Annotated in this window: 12 protein-coding genes and 5 pseudogenes; 9 read left to right on the top strand and 8 right to left on the bottom strand. The window is 45.1% G+C overall.

Going from position 1 to position 24,450, the window contains the following annotated elements:
- Positions 1-129: 129 nt before the first annotated feature.
- Positions 130-4,935, bottom strand: coding sequence for an autotransporter outer membrane beta-barrel domain-containing protein (locus U9O48_RS23030; protein WP_324724512.1), 4,806 nt, complete (start codon positions 4,933-4,935; stop codon positions 130-132).
- Between the two features lie 163 nt (positions 4,936-5,098).
- Entirely contained in the window at positions 5,099-5,680 is a 582-nt protein-coding gene (locus U9O48_RS23025) for a hypothetical protein (protein ID WP_324724511.1), read from the bottom strand.
- A 511-nt stretch (positions 5,681-6,191) separates the two neighbouring features.
- Here U9O48_RS23025 and U9O48_RS23020 point away from each other — a divergent pair.
- Both U9O48_RS23020 and U9O48_RS23015 read left to right on the top strand, forming a co-directional pair.
- Entirely contained in the window at positions 6,192-6,800 is a 609-nt protein-coding gene (locus U9O48_RS23020) for a response regulator transcription factor (protein WP_324724510.1), read from the top strand.
- 66 nt (positions 6,801-6,866) lie between these two features.
- A complete protein-coding gene (locus tag U9O48_RS23015; RefSeq protein ID WP_324724509.1) occupies positions 6,867-8,507 on the top strand; it encodes a hybrid sensor histidine kinase/response regulator in 1,641 nt (546 codons plus the stop codon).
- A 4-nt stretch (positions 8,508-8,511) separates the two neighbouring features.
- Here the strand turns inward: U9O48_RS23015 and U9O48_RS23010 are convergent, their stop codons facing one another.
- From U9O48_RS23010 to U9O48_RS23000, 3 genes are all read right to left on the bottom strand, one after another.
- Positions 8,512-8,796, bottom strand: coding sequence for a hypothetical protein (locus tag U9O48_RS23010; RefSeq protein WP_324724508.1), 285 nt, complete (start codon positions 8,794-8,796; stop codon positions 8,512-8,514).
- Entirely contained in the window at positions 8,793-9,392 is a 600-nt protein-coding gene (locus U9O48_RS23005) for a hypothetical protein (protein WP_324724507.1), read from the bottom strand. The genes U9O48_RS23010 and U9O48_RS23005 overlap by 4 nt, the downstream gene beginning before the upstream one ends.
- A 303-nt stretch (positions 9,393-9,695) precedes the next feature.
- On the bottom strand, positions 9,696-14,441 hold the full coding sequence (locus tag U9O48_RS23000; RefSeq protein ID WP_324724506.1) for an autotransporter outer membrane beta-barrel domain-containing protein: 4,746 nt from the start codon (positions 14,439-14,441) through the stop codon (positions 9,696-9,698).
- Positions 14,442-14,669: 228 nt separating this feature from the next.
- Between U9O48_RS23000 and U9O48_RS22995 the strand changes: the two are divergent.
- From U9O48_RS22995 to tnpC, 3 pseudogenes are all read left to right on the top strand, one after another.
- Positions 14,670-14,922: pseudogene (locus U9O48_RS22995) on the top strand (VF530 family DNA-binding protein); the annotation flags it as partial.
- 545 nt (positions 14,923-15,467) lie between these two features.
- Positions 15,468-15,622: pseudogene (tnpB, locus tag U9O48_RS22990) on the top strand (IS66 family insertion sequence element accessory protein TnpB); the annotation flags it as partial.
- Positions 15,606-16,239: pseudogene (gene tnpC / locus U9O48_RS22985) on the top strand (IS66 family transposase); the annotation flags it as partial. The pseudogenes tnpB and tnpC, both read left to right, overlap by 17 nt.
- Before the next feature lie 423 nt (positions 16,240-16,662).
- Here the strand turns inward: tnpC and U9O48_RS22980 are convergent.
- The gene (locus U9O48_RS22980) at positions 16,663-16,998 is read right to left on the bottom strand and encodes a MarR family winged helix-turn-helix transcriptional regulator (RefSeq protein WP_324724523.1); all 336 of its coding nucleotides are present in this window, start codon (positions 16,996-16,998) and stop codon (positions 16,663-16,665) included.
- Between the two features lie 286 nt (positions 16,999-17,284).
- Between U9O48_RS22980 and U9O48_RS22975 the strand changes: the two are divergent.
- The 3 genes and pseudogenes from U9O48_RS22975 (at position 17,285) to U9O48_RS22965 (ending at position 18,851) form a co-directional block, all read left to right on the top strand.
- Positions 17,285-17,523, top strand: a pseudogene (locus U9O48_RS22975) (thioredoxin family protein).
- A gap of 9 nt (positions 17,524-17,532) precedes the next feature.
- On the top strand, positions 17,533-18,273 hold the full coding sequence (locus U9O48_RS22970; protein ID WP_324724505.1) for a hypothetical protein: 741 nt from the start codon (positions 17,533-17,535) through the stop codon (positions 18,271-18,273).
- Positions 18,274-18,314: 41 nt separating this feature from the next.
- The gene (locus U9O48_RS22965; protein ID WP_324724504.1) at positions 18,315-18,851 is read left to right on the top strand and encodes a redoxin domain-containing protein; all 537 of its coding nucleotides are present in this window, start codon (positions 18,315-18,317) and stop codon (positions 18,849-18,851) included.
- 200 nt (positions 18,852-19,051) lie between these two features.
- Here the strand turns inward: U9O48_RS22965 and U9O48_RS22960 are convergent.
- Positions 19,052-19,454: pseudogene (locus U9O48_RS22960) on the bottom strand (Tn3 family transposase); the annotation flags it as partial.
- A gap of 218 nt (positions 19,455-19,672) precedes the next feature.
- Here U9O48_RS22960 and U9O48_RS22955 point away from each other — a divergent pair.
- A complete protein-coding gene (locus U9O48_RS22955; protein ID WP_324724503.1) occupies positions 19,673-20,188 on the top strand; it encodes a hypothetical protein in 516 nt (171 codons plus the stop codon).
- A 57-nt stretch (positions 20,189-20,245) separates the two neighbouring features.
- Here U9O48_RS22955 and U9O48_RS22950 read toward each other — a convergent pair whose 3' ends face one another.
- Complete coding sequence (locus tag U9O48_RS22950; RefSeq protein WP_324724502.1) at positions 20,246-23,887, bottom strand: hypothetical protein; 3,642 nt, start codon at positions 23,885-23,887, stop codon at positions 20,246-20,248.
- Between the last annotated feature and the right edge of the window lie 563 nt (positions 23,888-24,450).

The following is a 24,450-nucleotide window of genomic DNA, read 5'->3' as shown; positions in this document are numbered from 1 at the left end:
GATTCACCGTAGTGCAATAAGACTATCTATGTATTCGCTTTGGGGCTGCTCTGATAATGATGTATAAAAAGCGCATCTTAATCAACTGGTTAACAGCTTTTGGGATGCACTCTGTATTATCCAGTGGAATTATTTAAAACTGTATTTAACACCTATCATCGCTGAGGTATCACTATACCCTTTATCTCCCACTTGAACAGCAACGTTGCCCCATAAATTCAGATTAGGGTTTACCATGCCCTCTACGCCAGTCTTAATTTCCCCCAGATTGCGGCTCCCCTCAATCTTATTGGTCACACCGTTCATTGTTGCGCCAAACTCACGAGTGTTGTGGATCCAGTTTGCTTCAATGAACGGTTGGAATTCACGTTGCTTTCCTTCATCTATTTTATGATGGCCTTTAATGTATGTTCTCACCCCAACACGCGTTTGAATGTTACCATCACCTTCCCCTGTTACCTTCGAACCATTTGATTCTTCGTGAGAGTCTGCTTTCACCCCCATCCAGATAACCTGTGCTTTCGGCTGGATATACCATTCATTTGTACTACCCTGGCTACCTTTAAAGGTACCCATATTGAAGGTATATCCACTCTCTAACGATCCCGTAAATCCTTTTGACTTGTATTTTTCAGCAGCAATGCCCTCTCCTTTAACCGTATTATCGAACCAGCTGTATTGCACCCAACTGTCAATATGCAAACCACTCTTATCTTCCTCGTTCGCATACCAGGTTCCATATACGCCAGCGCTATAACCATTAACTGAACCATCGGACCGATAATGACTTTGGTGTGAACGCGTATTACTGTGTTCGTTTCCGTAACCTGCCATCAGACCAATATGGGTGCGATCATTTCCATTATTACTCCACTGGGCTATATCGCCACCCATTTGCAAGACATAACGATTTGACTGCGTATTCAGCTGACCTGACCGATCTTTAAATCGTGTGTGACCACCGACGTTCCTCATCCACATGCTGGTCACTTTTTTCTCCCCAGTCAGCATATCGGTATACTGGGTTTCACCAAGACGATCGTGCAAACGAAGCACGAACATGTTATTAGCTGCTGCCAGATTAGCACTGTATGAACCCATTTCTGGTCTGTAAACGGGTTTCGCAGGATTAACCGGTTTTACAGGATCCACTGGTACTACGGGTGCTACAGGGTCCACTGGCACGACAGGTACTACAGGATCCACTGGTACTACGGGTACTGTTGGATCCACCGGTACAATTGGATCGACCGGCGTCTCATAATTCGTTAAATACCAGTTTTTATCGTTATCTCCTTTTCCGCGAACCAGAGAATAATCGTAGGCCCCGGCAACAATACGGCCCGCCTGACTGAACACGCCCTGCGAATTACCGTTTACCGTAATCAGTTCAATCCCGTTTAAGGTTCGCGCCCCGCTGCCGCCTGCATTTGCTACCGATACCTGCGTATTTCCGGAGGTGTCACCTTCCACAATGAGACGATCTGTCGGAGAGTTATCATCACCAAGCGATGTATTCATTATGAGCACACCATCATTACCGGTGTAATTCCCGTTTACAGTTAGGGTTTTAAATGCACCTCCCTGTGCAAAGTTGACCGCACTTTTATCGTTAATCAATGACGTTACGTTTGAATCGGTAGACATGTTCCAGATACTGGAGTTTTTCAGCGCAATATTAGCTGTTGCACTATCCGTTTTAATTCGGCCATTAAGCGTGCCTGATGTCATATCCAGATTTGTCATAGCATCTGTCTGAGTCAACAACACGCCCGATTCTCCAGACACAACGCTGTTAGCCAGATGAATATCGACCTGATTCTGATTGTTCTGTATCGCCCAGCCTTTACTGGAATCGAGTGAGGTATTCGAGCCAGTAAACGTGGCGTTCGCGTCGTTCAGAATTGCAGAACCCGTATTGGCAACAATCGTTGTCCCGTTCAGCGTGGTCAACGCCCCTGACTGGGTATTGTGGATCCCACTACCTGTCCCCTGAATTGCGATCAGGCTCGCGCCAAGCTCTGCGCCTACAGCGCCGGTTCCCAGCAAGATACCGTCAGCCGTGCCGTTAGTGGTGATGCTCCCGCTGCCTGAGGCATTCAGTTTCGCGCCATTCTGCAAATGAATACCTGCGATACCATCGTGGACATTAATCGATGACTGGTTTGTTAACGTGGATGCAGATGCACCGCCATCAACCAAAATCCCTGTTCCTTTTGAAATAGAAATAGTTTCATTGTTGGTCAGCTTGCCTCCTTCGCGCACGATTACCCCGGTGCTGTTAACGTCACTGGTCAGTGATATTGCACCGTTGTTAACCACACTTCCGCTATATTGTGCGACAAAACCCACAACGTCCTGAATTGCAGACTGAATTGCAGCGTTATTGGTTATCGACGAGCCGAGCTCTTCTGTTCCAGTTGCTCCGGAAAGCCCCGTTTTGCGTCCATCAACCAACCCGGCAACGGTACCCTGGCCCAGAAGATTAATGTTGGTTCTTGCGTCGATTTGCCCCGTTGCACCACCGTCAACACGTATCCCCGTTGCGCCAACCCCGCTGACGTTTAATGTTCCGGAACTCGCGTTGACTACCGTACCTTTACCGCTGGCGGTCAGGATGGTCGCATTCTGACCTGAGGCCGTGAGCGTTTTACCGTTACTGTCAAACGTCGCACCATCTTCGATACGAAATAACGTAGAGCCTGAACTGGTGACACCTAATTGTTGCGCCTGGTTATTAATCGAAGATCCTTTGCCATACACCAGATAGCCAATTTGCTCACTGCAATTTTCAGGGCAATTGCCGCCGGTAGTTGCTTCTTGAAATCGAACCGCAGAGTCCGGTCCGATCGTGACGCCTGCGCCATCACGAGCCAGTACACCAATTGCCCCACGTCCAGACAAATCAATATTCCCCTGGATATTGGCGCTGGCTTTTGCACCTTCAGTCCAGACGCCATAATTACGTGTACCACTTTCTGGATCCACGCCGCCGGCAACGATAATTGCGCTGTTGGCATCAGATGTTGCTGACGCAGTGTTGGTAGTGGCCAGCACCTTCAAGCCAATACCGTTTACGCCAGAAAGTATGACTGTTCCACTGTTCTGAACCTGGGTTTGTCCATTGTTTTGCGCGAGGATCCCGATATTCTGCAAAGGCGCATCATTTGCACTACCTTTCACCAGAATTGAGCCTTTATTGGTCAGCGAGCCCGTTGGCGATGATGCGACTGCCGCCATTCCCACGGCATTTTCAGTGAGTGAACCTATTTCAATTTTGCCTTCATTTGTTGCCTGCCCATCGGTAAGTAAAATACCGTATATCGGCAGCGCATTGGCAACGTCTACCACCGCCTCCGGGTCAGCGGTGTTGTACTGAGCCGCACGGCCAAGATAAATATGCCCGGAGCTGGTATTGGTAAATTGACTATTCCCACCATTGGCGACCCTGACTGCGGAAATATAGTGACTCATAGAATCATTATTGACCCCGGCATTAATAATTCCGCTGTTTGTTGCGCTGGCATTGGACTGAACCCGAATACCCCATGCATCAGGTGAATAGCCCTCATATTGCGTCCAGCCAGCAACGTTTATAATTCCATTGTTATTGAAATGAGAGTTATCACCATCCACAGTGACAGTATATGCCTCTGAGTATTCGTCAAAATAATTACCTTTGCCAGTCGTATCCCACCCATCTTCCGCAAAATACCCACCGGAAATGACACCGTTATTCTCCCCAGTAGAACCGCTTCCGATAAATAAGGAATTAAAATGTCCTGAGAGTTGAGCGCCCTCTTCAATCACTGCTGTCGCGCCATTAACGGCTGCAACTCCAGCGCCACGCTGATCGATCTGCCCTCCGGATTTAATGACAGCATTTGCCCCAGCGCCGTCAGCGTACATTGTATAGTTTACACCTGCAGCCTGGGTGACATCATCTCCGGCATCAATGGTATAGCTATAGTCAATATTCTTCTGGCTGAACGTCACTGCTTTTGCAAATGCGTCATCGTATGCTGTTTGATTTGACAGCTTTCCATTCTGCAGTGCATTAATCAATGCGTTGTTATATGTTTTCAATTCATCTGCGTTGCTGACTGTCCAGGTATTACCGTCAAATGCAGTGAAAGAGCCAGAGTAAACGGGCACCTGGATTTGCATTGTTTTGGTTGTCTTTCCTGATACGGCAACGGCCGTGTCCCCCGTTAATACACGGTTTTTTGATTGCCATTCAATGGTACTGTTGCTGCCTTTAGCCAGGGCCAGCGTGGTCTGCTTTGCAGCCATATCGATCGTATTCATACCTGATGAGGGCAACTGGCTTGCATCGCCAATGTTGACTCTCAAAGTACCGTTCTGAACGGTACCCAGGCGAGCATCAATGTATTGATTATCACCAGAATTTCGAGGCGTTTGTGTATCAACATTATTATATTGCCCCCAGTCAGAAGATGAGAATGCGTTGCTGTCATAAGTTGCCACAACAATATTTGCGCCGGTGACAGGATCAAGTGTATTGACACCTGATGTCCGTGAACCGAGTAACAAACGCTCCAGGCCGTTGGCTGCGGAATTCAGCGATCCAAGACTGTTTTGCTGGATGCCTCGGTCGCCTGGCAGTATATCGGTACCCTGGCCGGTAATCGTAATCGTATCGCCATTGTTAACATTGGCTGCACCTGCCTGGCTGTCGTTTTCAACCGGCGTGTAGCCCGTCGCTAATGAACACGTTCCCCCGCCAGAGACGCTGGCACCGCCGGAACTTCCGTCTGCAGTCATACATTCAGATGCGAATGTCTTAGAGGCCGGAAGCGTGTAGAAGATACTTACTCCAAGTAATGAAGTAATTAATATACTCAACGGTTTCATTTTCATTGACACGACGGGCTCCGCGTGCATTTTATGCACACGTTTACTTTTGGATTTCATAAATTCATTTCCTGGACTTTACAATATGTTTATCAGCGACGTAAATAGCACAAGAGAATGAATAGTCACTTGTGTACCTTTATCGCAAAATATCTGACTTAAAAGATAAAAACTTACATAGAAAATCAATAACTAAAGTAAGTAATTGAATAATAGGCTCGTTTTAATTTGCCAAGGCCACCTTTGTCATTTGCTGATAAATATACTCCGCATTCAAATATAATTCTCTTGTCGAAGACAGCATGCATTTATGCTTTAACGCGTTAATTCGGGAGTAAAGCGTTTTTACCGATACTTTCTCTACACTGGCTATCGCTGATGGGGACATATTCATTGTCAAAAAGCGAATAAGCTGCTCTTCACTTAAGCTAAACTGATTCGGCAAGCCGCTCCTGCTAAGTTGATGAACATGGTCAATATTTACATATTCACCTTTTGCTGCCCTTTTCACCCAGTAGCGCCATTGCTTGAGAGTAGCGTTGCCGCTAATGACGGTGACCCCCTGCAGCCTACAGCCCGACAGATAAAAACCAGCATTCACAATCAGAATGATGTTTTTCATCGCTGAGAACTCCAGCGGAGTGACCTCCAGCATTTTTACAAACGACAGGCTGCCAGTCTTATCCATGAGGTCAACAACATGAAGATGTAAATCTTCTTCTGACTCTATTTGATTAGCATCGCTCATCAGACATTGAAATCCAAATTTAAACAACTCAGATTTACTATAAATAGTAATACGCATAGATTTCCGAAAGTTAAACTTAAGAGTAAACCTACTTAATATAAGGTGACATCTTATTTTCCGCAGGCATCCCATGCAACTTGCGCAGCATTCGATTTCTTTCTTAAACAGTTTGCTATAACAAGCCAGGAATATTCTAACCTGATGCGTAATCTACAAATATTCGGAAAATTGCTCAATAGCTCAAAGATACTATCTGACAAAAAAATTAATATTCAATAAAATCATAGGCTTTGATATTTATCGATATCATAATATTCGTATCTGTCTTTGCTTAAGGAATAGTACATATTTACTATTTTGCGTAAACAACACATTAAAAATGAATAGCCATTCAGCGGGTTGTTAGAAAAAGAGAAATCCTAAAAATAAAAGTTGACTACTATTTCATAGTACAAATGTGTATATAATTGTTTATCCCACCTGTTTGATAGGGATTATCAACGGATGCACTGGTGAAGTGTAAAGTCATCAGCCATACTAAAACGATAAAATTCTTGGGGTTAAGCTTATGACAATCATTATTGCAGATGACCATCCATTGTTTCGGGACGCAATGGCGAAGAAACTCGCACAATACAATGATCCTGAAATCATTGAGGCTGGCAGTTTTACTGAGCTGGAGTCTGTACTTGAAACATGCCCGGCGCCTGACATTTTAATCCTCGATCTGCAATTCCCGGGTCTTGATGCGCTATCAAAGCTAACCTTGCTCAAAAGCAGGCTAAAAAGAACAGCGCTCATTATTGTCTCGATGAACACGGATACCGCCCTGGTTCAGGCCGTAATGGCCACAGGAGTTGACGGATACATCAGTAAAAATGTGCCACCTGAACAGCTGCTTAAAGATATTACTGACATTCAGAACGGTAGCATCGTGGTTAACTATATACCGGGAACCCTCCCCAACCTGCGTGTGACGCCTGCTGAGCTGGAGCTATTAACAGAGCGACAGCGAGAAGTTTTGCAACTTTTGGTGGAGGGGAAATCGAATAAGCAAATTGCACAATCACTTGATATATCTCCTTTTACAGTACGCATACATGTGTCACAGGTCCTCCATGTATTGGGTGTACCTACGCGTGCTGTTGCCATTGCGCGATATTCACATCTTATCTGAGCACTCCGCTAAGGCTGAGCCTTACGGGATGACGCCGTAAACGCTATCGTCACAGGTAAAACGGGTATGCTATTTAAAGAATATGAAATCCAAAACCAGCATTTGTCAGAGTTTAACCAGGCCACCTTACGTGTGGTCATTGCCATACTGGCGCTGAGTTATGTTAGCGTTGTTGCCCTGTTCTTTAGTTCGAACACCGGAATCTACCTGTTTATTGCCTTGTACTATCTTGCGTTCCTGGTGGCCTCCCTACTTTTGCGTTTTCACATCAAGCAGAACCCCGGCATTTTTCCCCTGCGCCGCATGCTCGCTATGGCTCACGATTATGTCGCTATCTCAGTGGGCCTGGCCGTGGGGGAAGAAAAGACACTTCCGATATTTGCCGTAATGGTGTGGGTGACGCTGGGATATGGCGTTCGATATGGTGCCTTCTACCTCCTCATGGCTACTCTCATGTCATTTCTTTCATTATCCGTAATCCTGCTAAGCAATGATTACTGGTTAAATCATCTCTATATGGTACTGGCCTTGCTGCTGACAAACGTTGTTATTCCTATATACGCCAATACGCTGCTTACACAGGTACGCCAGGCATCTTCTCGCGCTATTCAGGCAACGCATTCTAAAGCCCAGCTGTTGGCCCAGGTCAGCCACGATCTCCGCCAACCCATTCACGCTATTGGGATGTACACGACCTGCCTAAGAGAAGAAGACATAACGCCTCTCGGACTTAAGATGGTTGATAATATTGATCGTTCATTGATAAGCGTGTCGCATATATTCCATTCAATGCTTAATTTCTACGCGCTGGATAGCGGAGGGGTCAATCTCAAGCCTGAGGTATTTTCTCTACGGAATATGCTTGCTGAATGTGTCCAGGAGCATGCTGTAGCGGCTAAGGAAGCGGGAAGCCAAATATGGCTCGATGTTGAAGAGTGCTGGATAAAATCAGACATCTCGTTGTTAACTATCATTATTAATAACCTAATCAGCAATGCCGTTAAATACGGAGATGGAAAGTCAATATTTATACGCAGTTTTCATAAAAACGGCAGTTTGATTCTTGCTATATGTGATAAAGGCTCCGGTATAGAAGACAAACATATTGTGCATATATTTGATGAGTTCTTTCGAATCAAAAAAAATCGGGATAAGGACGTAGAGGGCATTGGTCTGGGTTTATCTATCGTCAAACGTGCGTGTTTAATTGCTGGTTTAAATATCAGTCTGGTGTCACGTGTTGGCATGGGGACATGTGCTGTCATCTCAAATCTGAAGGTGGTGAGTACACCTGTCATGCAGGAAAAACCCGTAGAAAAAACGCTCATGAAAATTAGTGGGACACGCGCATTCCTGATTGAGGATAACCAGGATATGCAGGATGCCACGCAAACGCTACTCCAGCACTGGGGATGTGAAGTCTTCTCTCTTGAATCACAGGAGCCAACCTTGTTGAGTATTCAGCGAGAATGCGATGTCATCATTGCTGATTATGATCTTGGCGCAAAAATTTCCGGCATTGAATACATACAAGCAATCCGTAAAATGAAGTCTGCGCACATTCCTGCACTACTTATTACTGGCCATGACATTAACAACATCAGAGATATCGTCAAGGGACTCGATATTGATGTTGTTTCTAAACCCATAAAACCCGTGGAGTTGAGAAGCGTCTTGACTGATATCATCAGTAAAACTCAGACATAGCGCTTTACCAGAAATATGCATCCAACTTTTCAAACATAATTTTTATTTTGGATGCAACTTCTGTTTCCAGATATGAATCATTCAGCCATAGCTCCTTATGTTTCCAGAGCATGTGCAGCCTTATATCTATTTCATTATAGATGCCAACGCTATTTTTATTTATGAGGTAGCGTTCAACAATTTCCACAATACTCTCCATATCATTAGTCTGGATTGCATCTTCGAGTTTTATCTCCGTTCTGTTCAGCATTGTTTCTCTCATGCAGTACCCTTTTGTTAAGTTCATCATTGTGGTCTAACATCTTCACTATCAAACTTCAATCCCATTATCTTATTGTATATTTTGTCAACATTAAGATAGACTTCCCGTGCTGAATGCAGACATAATTTTCTTTTAATGGAGTAGATCCTTGCATAGTATGCTTTAGTAGAAATACCTTGCCGATCAATAATGTGGTTTATACACATATTCCCCTTAATGCAGGAAATAACGTCTCTTTCTGATGGCGTCAGCTTTTCATAGCGCAATGTTCCAGTCATGTTGATTAATTGCGTGAGGTCTACTGCTGGGGCTTTCAATAGGGTGTCTAATCTCTCTCGCCACTCTGCTAGCGGGGCACTAAGGCAAATGTACATAATACCTTTAATTTTTCTGCGTCCATAAACGACTGGATCACCTATGATAATTAATTTTGTTTCTGCCCGTGTTAGCCATTCATTGTGCTCACTGACAAACTCAATGAGAGACAAATAGTTCTGTTCGTGTGAAAAATCTATCACTACAAGGTTTTTAGTACGCTCTACCTGTTTAATGTCAAACTCAGAAATCAGCCCCGCTATAGAATATATAAGATAACTTGAGCGACTATGAATATGTACATCCATTCCGTTACCTTCCGTCAATTATTATCAATACCCCAGTGTTCATTAGACCATTCCCTGACACTTTTCTTCTCCTGGTAACTTCATGCTGAGTTTCAATTTCATTCAAAGAATCCAAGCTTATATTAGTTTTTTGTGAGCATTTTACAATAGTCTAAATGAACTAGTCGGCGCGACAAGGAAATAAAAATTCAAATTAATCAATAATACCGCGGCATAATAAAGAGAATATGGCTTCGATGAGGATTAAATATCGCAGGAGTACAATCCCGCGTAATGCCTTATGACATCACGCGGGTAAAAAATTTACCAGCTATATTTCACAGCTAACATGGCCGATGTGTCACTGTATCCTGCATCGCCAATCTGGACGGCAACGTTGCCCCAGATTTGCAGTGCAGGGTTAATCTGTCCTTCAACACCCGTTTTGAGTTCGCCAATATTGCGGCTACCGTTCTGGCTGATGGCAACGCCATTCATTGATGCACCAAAATTACGGGTGTTGTGTATCCAGTTTGTTTCGACAAACGGCTGAAAAACTCTCTGTTTACCGTTATCCATCGCGTGATGACCATTGAGATATGTCTTCAGGCCCAGACGCGTTTGCACATTTCCGTCCCCTTCTCCTTGTACCATCGTTCCGTTTGCTTCGCGGCGATCGTCAGCCTCAACGCCCATCCAGATAACCTGGGCCTTAGGCTGCAAGTACCAGCGGTTAATGCTGCCACGACTGCCATAAAAATCAGCAAGATGGAAGGTATATCCACTTTCCACCGACGCTGTTACCCCTTGCGAACGATAAGACTCCGAAGGAAGTCCCTCTCCTTTAACGGTGTTGTCAAACCAGCTATACATTAACCAACTGTCAACATGAAGCCCGGTATATTCCTGTGCATTCTGGTACCAGGTTGCATAGAGCCCTGTGCTATAGCCATTTATCGTGCCATCAGAATCGTATCCGCTAAGATGTGAGCGCGTATTGCTGTGCTGGTTGGCATAGCCCCCCATCACTCCAAGAAGAAAACGCTCAGTGCCGTCACGACTCCATTGAGCAATGTCTCCGCCAATTTGTACCACATATCGGTTAGCTTGAGTTTTCAGCTGCCCGCTGCTATCTCTAAACCGAGTATGACCACCAAGGTTTCGCATCCACATACTGGTTACTTTCTCTTCACCAGATAGCGCATCTAAATATTGCGTTTCACCAAGTCGATCATGAAGTCGTAGCACGAACAGGGTATTTGCGGCTGCAATATTTGCGGCATAGCTTCCACCTTCAGGTCTAAGAACAAGTTCTCCACCGGGATCGACTTGCGGATTTGGTGACGTTACCGGCATTCCCGGTGTTCCCGGTGTCCCCGGCGTTACCGGTGGCACGGGTATTTCCTGGGTTACACGGTTGGTGAGGTACCAATTACGGCTGTTACCTTCAGCTCCGCGGGCCAGTGAATAGTCATAGGCGCCAGCTACAATACGTCCGGATGGCGCGAATGTGCCTAATGACTCCCCGTTAACGGTGATAAGTTCAATGCCATTCACTGTTTCCGCCCCTAAACCTCCGGCATTAGTGATACCGACCAGGGTCGTACCCGATGTATTTCCCTCAACAATCAGGCGGTCGGTTGGAGAATTATCATCCCCGAGAGCCGTATTCATATTTAACACGCCTCCGTTACCAGCATAATTCTGGTTCACCGTGAGGACTTTGAAACCATTCTCGGGAGTATAGTTAATCGTACTGCCTGCATTCGTCAGATTTGTGACATTCGAATCCGCAGACATATTCCATAGCGTGCCATTTGTTAATGCCACATTGCTTATTGCTGAGGGCGTGAGGATCCTGCCGTTCAGCACTGACGAAGATGCGTTTAACTGTGTCGATGCGTTGTTTTGGGTTAACAATACGCCTTCTACACCGGTCAGTATTGTGTTAGCCGTATTGATGAGGGCATTCCCTTCCGTATTCTGAATGGCCCATCCAGACGATGAATTAAGATGTGAATTTGACAATGACCAACCGGAAGATTGCTCATTTAAGATTGCAGCACCGCCAGCAGTATTAATGGTCATCCCGTTCAGGTTATTGGCGGTTCCTTGCTGGATATTGTGTACACCACTCCCGCTGCCCGTAACGTTAACAATCCCCGACGCTAATGAAGCCCCGACGGCATCAGTTCCTAAAAGTATACCGTCAGCAGTCCCTGCCGCATAGACTTCGCCTGCCCCCGTCATATTCAGGTTAGCGCCGTTTCGTATATGAACACCCGCTATGCCGTCCGCAGCGGTTATTGTGCCCTGATTATTCAAAGCTGAAATCGCCGTGCTACCTTCCACCAACACGCCGGTGCCATTAGCGACAAAAATGGCATTATTGTTATTCAATACCCCACCTTCGCGGACAATCACCCCCGTATTTTGCGCTGGGCTAGTAAGTGAGATATTGGCGTTATTGATCAGGCGCCCCTGATATTGAGCGATAAATCCAACAGCATCATTAGCCGCAGATTGAATAACGGCGTTATTCGTAAGTGTTGAAGGTAGCACTGCGGTACCAGGTACGCCGGATAAATTGACTTTTCGCCCGTCAACCTGACCCGCAATCGTTCCTGCGCCGTTTAGGTTGATTGTCGTACCGGGCTGAATAATCCCCGACGCGCCTCCATCGATACGGATGCCGGTAGCACCTTCGCCATTAACCGTAAGCACACCACTATCGGTATTTATCGTCGTATTCAGGCCGCTCCCGGTAATAATATTCGCGTTTTTACCCGATGCGGTGAGAGACTGTCCGCTTCCTGAAAATGAAGCGCCATCCTCAATTCTAAACAATGTCGAACCAGAGGTTGTTACATCAAGTTGTTGAGATTGATTTGTTATTGACGAGCCAGCACCGTAAATCAAATAGCCTATCTGATTGCTACAACTCCCAGGGCAGCCTGCAGGATCCACCGCTTCATTAAACGCCACTTCCGATCCCGCCCCAACGTTTACTGTCGCACCGTCTCTGGCAAGCACACCAATCCCACCCTGTCCGGACAAAATTATGTCACCTTCAAGGCTCGCGTTAGTGTTTCCGCCTTGCGCCCAGACACCGTAATTTCGGGTACCGCTAGCGGGGTCAATTCTACCAGCGACTTCGATCGAGCTACCCGCATCGGAAGAGGCTGATGCAGTTCCTGTTGTTGAGATTATTTTTAAGCCTACGCCGTTTACGCCGGCTACTGTGATATCCCCACCGTTTTCGACAACGGTTTCTCCATTGTTTTGTGCAAGGATGCCGATGTTCTGTAGAGGAGAATCCCCGGCAACACCACGGATATTGATAGTGCCGTTATTGACTAACGAACCCGTCGGAGAGGATGCCACCGCTGCCATCGCGACCGCATTTTCAGTTAATGTACCGATTTCAATCGTGCCATCATTTACGGCCTGACCGTCGCTTAGCAAGATACCGTACTGAGAGGTGGCATTTGCGATATCAACCACGCTCTCGGGGCTGGTAACATCATATTGCGCCGCCCGGCCAATATAAATCAGTCCGGTAGCGGTATTTGTGAAGTTACTTTCACCACCGTTTGCGACAATTACGCCTGAAATTGAATTGCTGAATGAACCGTTATTTACACCTGTATTAATGATGCCTGAGTTACTTGCAGTCGATCCCGATTGAACCCGTATACCCCATGAATCTGGAGAGTATCCCTGAAATTGTGTCCAGCCAGCAACGTTGATTATGCCGTTATTATTGAAATTACTTCCGCTCCCATCTACCGTGACCGTATATGCTTCACCATATTCGTTGAAATAATTTCCGGGGCCAGTGGTATCCCATCCATTTTCAGCAAAGTATCCGCCTGATATGACACCATTGTTGACCCCCGTAGACCCACTGCCAATGAACAGTGAATTGAAATGCCCGGAGAGTTGTGCTCCGGCCTGAATTTCAGCCAAGGCGCCATTAACCGCGGCGACGCTCGCGCCTCGTTGATCAATTTGACCTCCTGTCTGAATAATAGCCTGTGCCCCTGAACCACTCGCATACATTGAGTAATTATTCCCTACTGATTGAGTTATATCGTCTCCAGAATCAATGGTATAGCTATAGCTAATGACGCGAGGTGTAAAGCTTACCGCCTGCGAAAATGCTTGGTCGTACGCCGCCTGTGATGATAACTGCCCATTTTGCAATGCGTTAATTAAAGCATCATTATATTGTTGCAGTTGAATGGCATTGCTGACTGTCCATGTTTGCCCATTAAAGCCAGTAAACGTACCGGCATAGACAGGAATATCAATCGTTGTCGATTGCGTAACCGTACCTGGTGCAGCAACCAATGCGTCTCCCATTAATACCCTATTTTTCGACGTCCACAGAATAGTGCTATTGGCCCCTTGAGCCATCGTCAGCATAGTTTGCTTCGCGGCCATATCAATCGTATTAACAGAAGCTGAGGGTAGCTGGCTTGAATCACCAATGTTAACGCTTAGCGTTCCATTTTGTACGGACCCAAGGCGGGCATTAATATACTGATTATCTCCAACATTGGTGGGTGTCTGAGTGTTAATCCCACTGAATTGTCCCCAGTCGGATGTATTAAAAACAGACGAATTATAAGCAGCTACAACAATATTTGTTCCTGTCACAGGATCCTGGGTATTCACCCCCAATGTTTGCGGACCAAGAAGTAATCTTTCAAGCCCATTAGCGTCAGGATTCAAACTACCTAAGATATTAGCCTGAATTCCCCTGTTACCGGTTTGAATACCCGTTCCTATACCGGTAAGTGTAATTGTGTCGCCCCCCATGACCGAAGCTGCGCCGACTAAACTATCATTGTCGCTGGGGTTGTAGCCAACAGGAACAGAACATGTACCTCCATTTGAAACAGACGTTCCACCATTTGTACCATCTACCGTACTGCAGGATGAAGAATGAGCTTCGGGAATCATAGCCAGTAAAACAACAAACGTGAATATAGCCATTATAGTTTTCAATGCTTTAATATGTTTTACTAGGTTATCGTCCATAATGTTATGAACAGTTAATCTCATTTCGCCTTCTCCAGGTTTGGTTTAAACTTTTAACAGGTGAAAAAATCTTAACAAAGCGATGTATAAATTCAGATTAGTCTATTTTCAGATTTTCACTTATTGCTAGAGTCCAACGCGGTTTCTATTGTTGGTCACTAACAATGCACACAGTGATAATGATCGCGCTAATAACATTCCTGGGTTGATTCCATAGCTTATCTCTTTGGTTATAAAGATTTTTATTAATATAAAGACCCGCTTCACGGCATACGCTGGAAATGGCGTTCAATGCTCTGGTCGCACGTTATGGCTAGGATGCATTGGGCGAATTAATCAAAATCAACTGCTTTCGAAACGATCCCAGCGTTAAATCCAGCCTGTAGTTTTTACGCCGCCCCCTTGGGCGCGTGTGAAGTTGAAGCCTCTGGAAAGTATCGATGACGCCAGGCCAGCCGAATCGACGTTTAACCCCCGGGCTAATAGTCGTGTTAAGAAGAGTTGATGCGAAGTTGAATCAGCCAATTTTCCGTTTAGGCGCTCTGATAGCCTGCGCTCTTTTATTATTAGTAAGCTCTAGGTCAAAACCGCCTAAGTCGCTTATCACGCCACTTCCGCCTGTCGCTAAACAAATCATCGCCCGCAGCCAGGCATCAAAACTTTCCCTTGAATTTAAACTCAATATGGTTGAGTGCTCTTATCAGCCCGGTATCTCAGTGGCGCAACTGGCTCGTTAGAATGACATTAATGACAATCTGCTGTTCAAACGGCGTCAGTTCTGGCGCGAGGGAAAACTTCGTCCTCCTGAGCAGCGCCAGCCACTCCAGTCAGCGCTTGTTCCTGTCGTTATTGACGAAACCGTTTCCAGCCGGGAAGTTCAGCCTGATAGTGAGGAATTGAATCTCTCATGTGAGGTCGTCTTCCTGCATGGCACGTTGTGCCTTAGCGGAAGCGTCAGCGACGCGTTGTTGACAATGCTGATAAGGAGTTAAAACATTAAAATCGCAACCTTTAGGTACCCGAATATGGCTGGTCGCCGGTATCTCCGACATGCGCAACTCCTTCAATGGCCTGGGCTGTTCTGGATGAGGACTCGTTCTCCGGTCATCTTCCGGGGTCGTCGTGGTGATACCGTGAAGATCCCCAGGTCAGATGCAGATTACCTGTGCCGGTTCACTAAACGGCTGGAGGACGGTCGGTTCGTCAGAGCCGCCAGAGGGGTGGTTCGCCTTCTCACCGGATCGGCAGGGAAAGCATCCTCAACAACATCTTCACCACTATCATGGCGTGCTGCAGGCGGATGCCTTCGCAGGGTACTATCGGTTGTTCAACGCAGAGCGCGAAGGCGGTCCGTTGACAGAACCCGCGTGCTGGGCCCACGCGCGCCGAATAATCCACGACTATACATAAGCACTCAAACGGCTACTGCCGAGGAAGCGCTGAAACGGATCGGTGTGCTGTACGCTATCGAGGAAGAAATACGAGGGCCCGCGGCAAAGAACGGCTTGCAGCGCGACAATCCCGGAGTAAGCCGTTGCTGACATCCCTGCATGACTGGCTGATAGAGAAAAGCGCCACTCTGTCGAAAGAATCACTGTTAGGTGAAGCGTTCACTTAAGTTCTGAATTAGTGGGATGTCCTGTGTGAATACTGCGATGACGGAATGGCGGAAACGGACAATAACGCAGCAGAACGTGCCCTTTGTGCCGTCTGTCTTGGTAAGAAAAATTAAATCTTCTTCGGCAGTGATCATGGTGGTGATCGGGGCACGCTGTTGTACGGGCTGATCGGGACAAGCAGACTTAACGGCATCGTTCCAAAATATATATATTTCTGTTTTTACTGGAATTATCCTTCTCACCGTAGGTTTTATGACAACAGCACAGGCCACAGAGCAGGCACACCAACGTCGTGAAGCCCGGGATACACGCCAGGATAAACGCGAATGCGTGGTCAGCAACGATAAAAGTAATCATGAATGTCGCCAGGATAAACGACAAAGCAAGCAGGATGGGCGTCAGGAAGCCAGAGATATGGCTGCATAACAAATGACCCGATGCCTCTTCTGGTATCGGGCCTCAAAACCTGTTTGCTCAGACTCATCGTCAAATGAATGTTGCCGAGCCAACACTTATCTTTCGTTAATAAGTTCCGATTTTCTCGGATCCTCAAACTCACGACAAATTAACGTCACACTCTCCCCGGGAATTGGCTCCCCGGTCAGCCCACACCATGGACACCCATTCTACTGCTGGTGAAACCGGCAAAAACGACACTCGCCAAACAAAATGGCTCCCTGATTTTTTTGCGTTTCCCGAAGATGGGCCAGAAAATCGGTTTTCAGTTGTTCTTCTGAAAAGGGTTGCGTGTTCCATTCTTTCGTCATGGTTTCGTGCATCACTTTACGTGCTTTGGGCGTCAGAACCAGATGAACAATCCGTTTATCCCTGCCATCGTTTTTTTTCGTCAGCAAGCCTTCGCTTTCCAGTTTATTCAGGGACTGGGTTACCGTGCCTTTGGTCAGGCCTAGATATTGCGATGTTGCGTCTGGCGTATTGCAATATCTATTGCATCGTGTCAGATAGTAAAGGATCTGAACCTATGTCGCAGGAAGGCCTTTTAGCTGCGGGTGGCGATAAGTTGCCCCATTTGCAGGCTCACCAGGCGTTCAAGAATATCAAAGAGTGTCACCGTAACCTTCTTCTGTTGCCATGAAACGGATCGGATAAACAAACATTCCCGGCCTCGCGTCGTACTGTAACTCTTTTTTACTGGTATCGATTAAAAACTATATTGACAACCATTTCGATTCGGATTTATCATTTCTGTGTCGATTCGATACTAATTGTTTCGCAAGGAGAGTTACCATGAGTAAAAAAGCCGTTTTCCTCCACGCAGGTTGCCCGGTATATGTCGATGCAGAACATCAAATCGCGCTGGCGCAGATCCGGCACAGTACCGCGTGGAAATCGTTCATCTTGGCGACGACAAAGCACGTGTGGCCGACGCTGTGGCGGCGGGCGTGAAATCCGTTCCTGCCCTAGTAATGGATGGCGGTATTCCGCTTCACATCAATTTTGGCGCGTCCATCGAAGACCTGCTATAAGGATAAAAAATGAAACGTCTTGCAATCGCATTAGCTATGGCCGTGGCAACATCGGCGGGTGCGCACGGGAACGAATCTCATCAGGGCGGCATTGAAACTAAAGCCGATAACGCGGTGGTAGCTGAGTTTGATATTGTGCATACCAAAGTGACTACTGAAGGCAATGTCGCCACCTTTCATATGGCAGTTTCCGGCAAGGCCGGAAAAAGTAAACCTGCCGTCACCGGTAAGCTGTCGGGGACGAAAATTTTCTCTTATGTCTGGCCGACAACAATTGATCCATATGAAGTGGGATTTGAACATAAGGCAGGGATTCTGGCGCTGGCGGTGACATCCCACCCGGATCTGGATGATACGCCGCTGTATGACGAAAACGGCGACGGCAATCGTAACAATGATGGCGATTTATGGCATACCCACTGGGTGGTGTTGAAGCCCAACGAGGTCTGCGGGCCTGGCGCGCTGGCGGTAGTGGATATTCCTGAAGGGCAAAAACCGCGTCTACCGAAAACCTGGCCTGGCCTGCCGGTATTGCTGGACAGTCCTGGCTGGAATCCGACGCTGACGGGCGAAACCGTCGAAGTGAAGGTTCCTTTCGATAATATCGGCGCGGTCACTGCCAGCCAGTTTGACGGCGTAACCGCCGGTCTGCGGGTCAATGCGTCAGTCCACGCGCCGCTACTTTGCGTTGAGGACGTCTTTAAAGTGGCTTCTGGCAAGCTGACGCTGCCAGGCAAAGTCAGTCAGTAATGGATAACGACCCGCGCTGCGGTGCGGGTTCTGGAGTGTTTATGAACGAGAATCGCCATCCGCAAGCGCCAGCCCTGAGCGTTGAACACTGGTTTAATACCCCTCAACCAATAACCCTGGAATCGCTGCGCGGCAAAGTTGTGGTGATGGAGTCATTTCAGATACTGTGCCCCGGCTGCGTTTCCCACGGGCTACCGCAGGTTTCACGCGTTTACAGCACGTTTCCGCAGGATAAAGTGGCGGTTATCGGCCTTCACACGGTCTTCGAACATCATGATGTCATGACCCCGAAGGCACTGGAAACTTTTCTGTCGGAATATCGGATCCCTTTTCCGGTGGCTGTCGATATGTCATCCCTGGAAAGCGATATTCCCCGGACCATGCAGGCTTACGCCATGCGCGGAACGCCGACGTTGACGTTAATTGATCAGCAGGGGTTCATACGGCAGCAATATTTTGGCCAGGTTAGCGATATGGCGCTGGGGGCTGAAATAGGTGCGTTGCTGAATGAGTCCCTGTCGGTCTCCAGGGAAGAGCCTGCTGCTTCCGGGTGCAGTAATGGAAAGTGTGCGCTGTAAGAATGGTGCCGATCGCGCTGGATATTAAAATCACTAAATCCGGTATCGTAGCTCAATCCCCCTGTTTCAGGTTTTTGCGCGAAAAACCTGAAAAAAAGCGGGAATTAATTCTGACGCCAGTAGCATCACATCTATCGGTTGCTTTAGGGATAGCCGTTTATGGTATTGCGGATATCACCGGAACGTTAGTACCCCAGGATACCTTTTCGTTTTAGTGACTCAATAGCTCTTTCTGTATATACCATGTTCCACAACGTGATCGCGGCAGTAAGTAACGTCAGCCCGATGGCGCGATAACTCTGATTCTCAGCCCACGATCCCTTATTTCACACAGACGGTGCATAAAGACCGCTCGCGCAAGGGTGTTACGGGTCACACCCTTATTGAGCCACGTCTGTACGCGTCGGCGCAGATCGGGGCACGGAACCAGTCCAGCATAAATAGAGTTCGCTCGATGCGGCTAATCTCTCTCAGCGTTTTGGCAAGTCCAATCTGTTTTGGGTAACTGGCTAACTGCTTCATTATCAGCGATGCTGTGACTGTCCCCTGCTTAACCGAGATTGCCAGGCGTAATACCTCATTCCAGTGCGCCTTGATGACTTTTTAAATACCGTGAAAAGTATAATTTTACTGTTAGTTCATGAAGTGAACGTGGGGAAAAATGGACGATTGGTGTAAAAAATTCTCGTAAAACAATGTGTAAGCTAGCTTTAAATTTGTAAATCAAGTTTTTGCCCAACATAAGTTAAATCATGTTGAAAAAGTGCTCTTCTCGCCTGTTGTTACTTGAAGAGCTGGAAAGTATTTTAAAGGTAGTATAGATGATCGATAAATCAAAATGGTATCAAATGGATATTCTAAAAATTTTAGATGGCGTAAAAGGTAAGGTTCTTGATGCTGCTCATTTTGAATTACTCCAACACGCTTATCAACTTCAGGAAAATAATGTATTACAACTAAAAACAAACAATTTGGCGTTTAAAGAAAGCAATGAATTGCTAAAAGAGAAATTAAAAAAGCATGAAGAAAAAATTGAGCAATTAGAAGGTGAATTAAGTAGCGTTAAAAAAGCATTAAGGAAGCAAAATGATGACGATAGTGAAAAAGTCATTAAGCTATCCGAGAATGCAACAAAAGTTATGAGTAAAATAATAAATGAGGATGTCACCCACTTCTACCAAAATGCGATCATCGATGTTATGGATATCAGCAGAATCTCTGTTGAGGCTGCATTAGATGAATTGATGGATTACGGATTAATAGAGGCCTATTCAGCACGAAAAGGCTATGGTATTCATTATCATCTAACAAGTAAGGCGAAGAAAGCCATTGGATAGTATAGGGGCTGTACAAAATCATCTTGCATTGACAGCCCATCCATTCACGCCTTAGGTCTATTTAAGCCGTTTATTTACTTTTATAGGTGAATCGTTCTCATCGTATTTACCAACAAGACCTTCTTGTTTTAATCGTTCGAGAAGAGACAGATCCGCAGCAGTGTTCGGTAATCGAGGTTTATCGTACCCTGGCGTGGTGAGTTTCGAGTAGTCGCCATCAAGAGCATCTAAAATATCTAATAATTGTGCTCTGCTTATGGTAGAAATATGAGGTGCAAGCAGTTGAATAACTATCGGTCCGGTAACACCTTCCATTGTCATTTTTACTATAGCGTCAACTGATAGAATACAATTATGGTCTAGGGCGAATTTAGCCAGATCAGCCGCTCCTTGAGGATCACTTGTTTCAAGGTATTCCGTCGCATGTTCAATAATTCGTTGCTTTATTGAGAAATCAACATCATTACTTTTCAGTAAACTAGCAAGGTCAGAGTTCACAAGTTCGGGTGTTATATAATTTAGGAAATTACTCGCTTCAGTAATGAACTTTTCCCGTGTTGGCCAATCGAATGTAGCTAAGCGCTCATATGACTCGACCTCATCAGCAATTAATTCATTCTTAACTAACAAGGCAAATAGCTCTCCAGATTCGGCTTCAATTTCGTCAACTGAAAGATATTCACTCAATTTAACACTTAGAACCAATTGAATTCGTAAATCTGGTGATGGCAGCAGTGTATTTGATGCTAATATTCTTATCGCTAACTTCGCTTTTGATACATCATCGGCCATGCTGCATTCTGTAATAACTTCATACTTACTAAGCACTTTAGCAAGGTGAGTGTCGATCTCCCCTATAACTTTTATGTAATTGCTTAAATTATTAAATGTTGAAGGGAAGCGGATATTCTCGGCTAATCCTATCCATGACTCTTCTGGGGCATCAATAATATCATCCACTCCACATTCAGGTGATGAATTTTTGATTATGTCATTAAGCTTAGCATCAGAAAGCCTCTGCACATCTTCTATAATAGTTAAGAATTGTCCACGGGATTCTACAGTTACCGATTTGCCTTTAATTTCATCTACATAGATAGATAAATGGGCTAGTACATAATCATAAACTGTTTGATTGATGCTTTTTATTATGTCAAGCGCAACAGATTTTGTGGTGCCAATTAATAGTTTAAGATTTGAGTATGTAATAACGTACAGGTTTTGCGATGTAAATGATGATAAAACATTAGGCCCTAGAACTTCAAGTCGAGGCACTTTAATGTTTGAGTCGGCGAATAAAACACTAATAGATTCTGCTTGATTATGAGTGGTTGTGTCGGAACTAAGCGATTTTAACTCCGTGTGGTTTACTGTAAGATATTTTGAGACATCAGAGTCAGTACGCATTTTTCTTGTAGGTATAATTGAAAGAGCAATATCTACAAATTTAAGCCGCGTAGCGTCATCTAGATCAATCTGATTCACAAGAAATATAAACGCCCTATCCGTGAACACAGTGAACCGTTCTATAAAACGAGAACATTGAGTGCCGGCAGTCAAGTAAGTTTGGATAAATCTTCTCTGACTTTCCTCTAAACTTGTTAGAGACTGTATCATTATATCTGCAGCTATATTCTGGGAGCCCAACAGATGATCAAGAATAGCGATGTTATACAGTGCCGGTTCCTTTAACGCTTGTTTACCACGTTCTCGGATAATGGCATCGACATCTAATGAACTCAACTCGAAATATTCATCCATAAGGTCTCTTTCTACGTGATGGATGATAAAGTTCGTGGCAGCCGTACCAACGCGGTCGCCGTGGAATGTTGACGTATATAATGTGAAGCTACGGTTAATATAGCCAGCGCGTGCGAGGTGATAAGCGAGACCTTGTTTTAATGATTCCTTTACTAAGGTATCAAAGGAAATCTTTTCGCCTTCTCTATCCATTAAAAATTCTTGATGCTTGATCAACTCACTGAAATCTGCACCCTTTAGAGTTTTGATCTCTTGATTTTTTTCAATGATCTGTTGATTAATTGCATCTCGAGCTTCTTTGTCCCATATTTCAGAATCAAGTGAGTCGCCAAATTCAGCTGCCAGTCTACTTCGTGAAAATGTTAGTGATTGGTGATGGTTATTTCTCCACTCTAATTCTGCATCTCCATCATAATTAATAAACTCTCTCCAGAATTCAACTTCTTTGAGTTCATTCAAAGTTATGGATCTTCCATCAAACCAATAATGGACATTCTGGCAACGAAATCTCGCAGTATCAGCCGTGCGCTGCATATGTTTAATTAGTCGTTCACCTAAATTCAAGCTGCGTACAGAAACTTCATCAATCTTATTCACGCGTTGAAGTAGCTGGCGTCGTTCGGTCTCAATTCGTTTAATATTATCAGCTACAAGCTTACGACCAGCCTCATAAAGCATATCGAATTTACTTGTGCCTAGGCGAATTGCCTCGAAGTCTTTTAAATGCGTGCTTTTATAAAGCATAATTGCGAAAAGATTAGTTTCACTCAAATTAAGATGAGTACCATCCCCTGAAAATATTCCGTCTCGGAATACAATGAATTCATTACGAACATTTTTAAGTAATCGCATATCAGGAACATATTGAGCTGCCAGATCAAGCAAGTCAGTTGAAATCTTATGTTCAATTTCGTTAAGTAATTGTACTACCAAGTTACGTGCGCTTCGATGCGTAATGAATGGTACGACCGGTATTATTAGATCAAAGAATTTGGTTCTATTAGCTCGCACTGTCTCAGAAAGAGCAGGGTCTTCACTTGGCAGTACACTTGGTTCAATTTTTCGTAACTCCGCCTCCAAACCTATGCGATCAAAGATACTATCCTTTATCGCATATATAAATCGTACTGGTCTTTTGATTTGCGGTGATGCATTCAGTAATGTATTAAGTGCCCGGAGTGTTTCAAATATGTATGAATCATTAAAACGGTCAATGTCTTCAAAAATAACAATATCTCGTTCCGAAACGTCAAAGAAATATACGATTTCATCTAAGTATTGATCAAAATATGATACGGAATTATCATCTAAAGTGACGGTCGCTGAGCCTGCTGATAATTGTTTGATACGAAGCTTTCCGTGGGCCATCCAACCCAAGAGCAATGTGATTGTTGTTGAAACGATCCATGTAATAGCTTGCTCCCAAATACCAATATCTTCGTAAGGGTGCAATGCTGAAGCAATCTGCTCGGTCCATCCCGATAGTAAGAAAACTATTGTTACGATGAAGCCTATCAGCAATGAACTAAAAAATCCTCGTTTCCAGTTGAAGCGCTCGATCCTTCTAAAGCGTGAGCCGGGAGTATTGCTCGGGTTTTCTCTGTAGAGTAATTGTTTGACAATTTCTTGCTGAATACGGTTTGTTGGAGTTGTAGCCTGTTTAGGAACTGACTTATCAAGTTCATAGGCTTCAATTGGAGCCAGTGTCGAAAGAGAGAGTTCAACAACTCGATTATCTAATCGCCGTGATAACTCTCCTAAAATACTACTTTTGCCAACACCATAATTGCCTGATAGGGCGATATTTCGAATTTTTACATCGGCCAAAGCATTTTCAATTGCCGTAACATACCTTCCATGCTCAGCATCATGGTACTCGGGAGTTAGAGGAACCAGATTCCAAGTGTTTCCTGAGTCATCTTGTTGATTCATAGCCATATTTGGATACTGTCTCCATTTCACGATAAACGATCACTTCTTTGTATATGTTTGCTCTTTTTTTCTATTTTTTCAATGGTTTATATCAAATTGATGTCATTTATATAATTGTCCCCTAAGGCTTGAGTGGTATGGTAATTATGGGTGCATTTCTAAATATATAAATGTACGAGGAGAAATGGATGTACCAAATTATTCTAATACTTGCACTAACTATTAAGACATACCGCATGTGTTATACAGCAAAAATTGATTAGCTATGTCGTCGGAAGCCAACTAGTTTGTGGTTCTACCTTATAGCTAATGAACAAACAGAAATTTTATTGTAGAATCATATACAAGCCGGTTCATCCGGTGAGGCGCAATGTTGCGGGGGCTTGATCCCCGGTGGCCTTGTCGCTGGAAAGAGAAAACCCCCGTACATTGTTCGGAGTTAACCGGCAACATATCGGGGGCTTACCTTTGTCTCGACAACAACAGGATAGCCGCGAACAGTTGCCATTGCAACCAAAGGCGGTTATATGACGTTCAAGGAAGCGTTATTACTTGCTGTGGTGACATCA

This window comes from Lelliottia sp. JS-SCA-14, from assembly GCF_035593345.1.
GTDB lineage: Bacteria > Pseudomonadota > Gammaproteobacteria > Enterobacterales > Enterobacteriaceae > Enterobacter > Enterobacter wanjuensis.
The sequence above is the reverse complement of the archived record's forward strand: the minus strand, read 5'-3'. Positions and strand labels throughout refer to the sequence as shown.

Excerpts from the sequence above, each read along its gene's own strand:
- U9O48_RS23030 (WP_324724512.1), bottom strand. The coding sequence starts at position 4,935 with ATGAAATCCAAAAGTAAACGTGTGCATAAAATGCACGCGGAGCCCGTC.
- U9O48_RS23025 (WP_324724511.1), bottom strand. The coding sequence starts at position 5,680 with ATGCGTATTACTATTTATAGTAAATCTGAGTTGTTTAAATTTGGATTT.
- U9O48_RS23020 (WP_324724510.1), top strand. The coding sequence starts at position 6,192 with ATGACAATCATTATTGCAGATGACCATCCATTGTTTCGGGACGCAATG.
- U9O48_RS23015 (WP_324724509.1), top strand. The coding sequence starts at position 6,867 with ATGCTATTTAAAGAATATGAAATCCAAAACCAGCATTTGTCAGAGTTT.
- U9O48_RS23010 (WP_324724508.1), bottom strand. The coding sequence starts at position 8,796 with ATGATGAACTTAACAAAAGGGTACTGCATGAGAGAAACAATGCTGAAC.
- U9O48_RS23005 (WP_324724507.1), bottom strand. The coding sequence starts at position 9,392 with ATGGATGTACATATTCATAGTCGCTCAAGTTATCTTATATATTCTATA.
- U9O48_RS23000 (WP_324724506.1), bottom strand. The coding sequence starts at position 14,441 with ATGAGATTAACTGTTCATAACATTATGGACGATAACCTAGTAAAACAT.
- U9O48_RS22970 (WP_324724505.1), top strand. The coding sequence starts at position 17,533 with ATGAAACGTCTTGCAATCGCATTAGCTATGGCCGTGGCAACATCGGCG.
- U9O48_RS22965 (WP_324724504.1), top strand. The coding sequence starts at position 18,315 with ATGAACGAGAATCGCCATCCGCAAGCGCCAGCCCTGAGCGTTGAACAC.
- U9O48_RS22955 (WP_324724503.1), top strand. The coding sequence starts at position 19,673 with ATGATCGATAAATCAAAATGGTATCAAATGGATATTCTAAAAATTTTA.
- U9O48_RS22950 (WP_324724502.1), bottom strand. The coding sequence starts at position 23,887 with ATGGCTATGAATCAACAAGATGACTCAGGAAACACTTGGAATCTGGTT.